General features: G+C 65.4%; 3 protein-coding genes and 1 pseudogene. 3 read left to right on the plus strand and 1 reads right to left on the minus strand.

All coding sequences use genetic code 11. From position 1 onward, the window contains the following. The 3 genes and pseudogenes from ACK5KK_RS05705 to ACK5KK_RS05715 all read left to right on the plus strand — a co-directional run. Positions 1-131 (plus strand): annotated as a pseudogene (locus ACK5KK_RS05705) (IS1595 family transposase); the annotation flags it as partial. 265 nt (positions 132-396) lie between these two features. Continuing rightward, positions 397-882, plus strand: coding sequence for a VOC family protein (locus tag ACK5KK_RS05710; protein ID WP_416889127.1), 486 nt, complete (start codon positions 397-399; stop codon positions 880-882). Positions 883-900: 18 nt separating this feature from the next. Beyond that, positions 901-1,647 (plus strand): MerR family transcriptional regulator, encoded by a 747-nt coding sequence (locus tag ACK5KK_RS05715; RefSeq protein ID WP_416889129.1) that lies wholly within the window; start codon positions 901-903, stop codon positions 1,645-1,647. Between the two features lie 133 nt (positions 1,648-1,780). Here the strand turns inward: ACK5KK_RS05715 and merB are convergent, their stop codons facing one another. Beyond that, the gene (merB, locus tag ACK5KK_RS05720) at positions 1,781-2,473 is read right to left on the minus strand and encodes an organomercurial lyase (RefSeq protein ID WP_416889128.1); all 693 of its coding nucleotides are present in this window, start codon (positions 2,471-2,473) and stop codon (positions 1,781-1,783) included. Between the last annotated feature and the right edge of the window lie 382 nt (positions 2,474-2,855).

Genomic DNA, 2,855 nt, shown 5'->3' on the forward strand with positions numbered 1-2,855 from the left:
TCCAGGAATACCTCGACGAGTACGTGTTCCGCTTCAACCGGCGCCATACCCGAGACCGGGGCCTGGTCTTCATGCGACTGCTGCAGCGTGCCGTCGCGTCCGAACCCGTCACCTACCGCGCTCTCGTACGCATCTCACGCCCGCAAGCAACACATCCCGCGGGCGTGCACGCCCAAACCCGCCGCCGCCCCGGAACGCTCGACGTCGAGACCATCGATCCTCCCTGGCATCGCCCCCGACCACCCCGACAACGCTGCGACCCGCGAACCACGAACACCCAACTCGGCGGCAACAAGATGGATACCCCTTTTGGGCAATTGCGGGAATCTGAAAACTGGCACCCACAACCCACCCGGACTTGACTCTGCCGTAACGTCAACCGACAGAGTGCCACTCATGACTGAATCCAAGAAGCCGGCCATCGACCGGTCGATCTACGCGATGCCGATGTTCGCGAACTTCGCGGTCGGAGACTTTGCCGCCGCCGAATCCCTCTACGCGTCCGCGGGCTTCGTGAACCTCGCCACCATTCTGGGTCCGGGTGGAGTGCCGTCGCTCGTGCATCTCCGGCGAGAGAAGTACCAAGACATCCTCTTGACTCAGCGCCCGGCGGTGCGCGGGTCGACCTCTGTGTCGTTCGCGGCGGGTGACGTCGACCTGGACGACGTTGCTGATCGGCTCCGGGCCGCAGGCGCAGAGGTAGTGGGACCGCTCGATACTCCGTGGTTCACGACTGACGTCACGTTCACCGACCAGGACGGCAACGCGGTGACACTCACGGCCCCGCGCATGATGGAACAAGCTGCCGCGCAGGTGTGGGTGAACGATGAGATCACCGGCGACTTCGAGCGGCCAGAAACACTCGCGCCGACCAGCGAGTAAGCCGAAGGGGGCAGTGTGATGGAGTGGCCGATCGGTGACCTTGCCAAGGCGACCGGACTCACCAGCCGGACGCTCCGGCACTACGAGCAGATCGGCCTCCTCCGACCCGGACGGATAGCGAGCAACGGATATCGCTTCTATGGCGACGCCGAGATTTCCCGCCTCTATCGGATCATGTCGCTGCGCGCACTCGAACTCCCGCTCGCCACCATTCGCCTCACGCTCGATGACGAAACGTCACTCGCTGGCGCCATCGAGACACATCTCGCGCTCCTTGAGGAGCGCCGGGACCGAACCAATCAACAGATCGCCGTCGTTCGACACACGCTCGACGCGGTGAAGAAGGGCCAGCCCATGTCAATCGACGACGTCTTCGCCGGGGTCGACCAGAGCCAGTACGAAGCCGAAGTACGAACCCGCTGGGGTGATGAGGCGTGGGACCGCACCGCTACGCGGCGCGCCGCCATGACCGCGGAACAACGCCAAGCCGCCGACAAGGAGAGCCTCGACGTCAACGCCGCTCTGCGCGACGCTGCCGACGACTGGGAAGACCCGCACGGCGCCCGCCTCCAGGCCTTGGTCGCGGACCACCATCGGTGGGTCACCGCCTACTGGGGAGGAAGGAAGCCCGACAGCGAGTCCTACACGGGGCTCTCCGAGTTGTATGTGGCCGACCCCCGGTTCGCTGCAACGTACGGCGGCGACAGCAACGCCGCGATTATCCGCACCGCGATGCGAGTCTGGATCGCGAGGAACCTCACATAGACGGATTCTCGGGCGGGCGCCGAGGTGGCGGAGGATGCCGCGATTCCACGACAGTTGGCGGTCGTTTCGAGTTCACGACTCCACGCGACATGACGGGATTTCTACATAAGCGACGATCAGGTCGGACGCCTCGCTACGGGAGTTGCCAGAACGAGCCGGTCAGACCGACACCCTCAAGCAGCTGCTGGTTGTGCTCGCGCGTGTGTGGTGTGAACCCGGGATCGACGCGATGGCCATACCAAGGCACGGCAAGACGCCACACATCCCCCGCATCGGCGACGTAGCCGGCGCCAGGTGAATGCCGTGCAGTCCACGCCTCCACGTGGTCACGGCTGCAGAACATTCGGATCATCGTGCAGGTGCCGACGACGTCGTCCCACCATTCAGCAGCCGGTCGCGGGAACCGCACCGCAAGCCCCGAGCTCGGGGGCTGCTGCGGGCCAGCGAGTGTCGAGATCGCCGCGCCACAGTGGGGACAGGCTGTGTCGATTCTCACGTCGAGTCCCATCGCCGCACTGATTCCGAACGAATCCCACGCGCAACCGCCCCACCAGCGTCGATCATCGAGCCCGTTCTGCGGGGTCACGACGAACGCCATCGGCGCAGCCGTGAACGGGTGCGCCATTCGGATGCGATCGCCGTCCTCGCTCAGTACGAGCGCGTGCGCATCCGCGAGGCGAGCCAAATCCTCGGCGACGGCCTCTCTCGGCACACCCGCGCGGCGCGAGAGTTCGCCGATCGACGGCGCGCGCCCCTCGGCGACAAACGTCTCGTACACCAGATCCCGGATACGCCGAGGACCACCAACCGCCATCGGATCAGTCACAGCTCAAGAGTAGGTCGGCACCAGGATGCCCCGCTGAAGCGGGACGCTCGCTCAGCGCCGTCGTCCACGGCAAATGGCATAGACGCCAAGTGCCCGCCAACTATCCATGGATCCCGCCATTTCGGCGGGAACCTACAAGTGGGGCCAGATCGTGCACCGGAATCCTGACCGCGGACTCGTCGCGGGGTTGTCTGGCCACTCTGCGTCGCAGCCACTTCATCGGCGAAACCGGCCACTCCCACCGGAACCTACAGCCCGCACCTGTCGGCGGCCATGGAAAACTGCCCGTAGGCGGTCACGGGATCTGCCCGTGGGTGGCCAGGAGAACTGCCTGCTGGTGGCCATGAGTTCTGCCCACGTCTGATGGTTCCGCCCCGCGCGT

It is taken from the genome of Microbacterium sp., from assembly GCF_047972865.1.
Classification (GTDB): Bacteria; Actinomycetota; Actinomycetes; order Actinomycetales; family Microbacteriaceae; genus Microbacterium.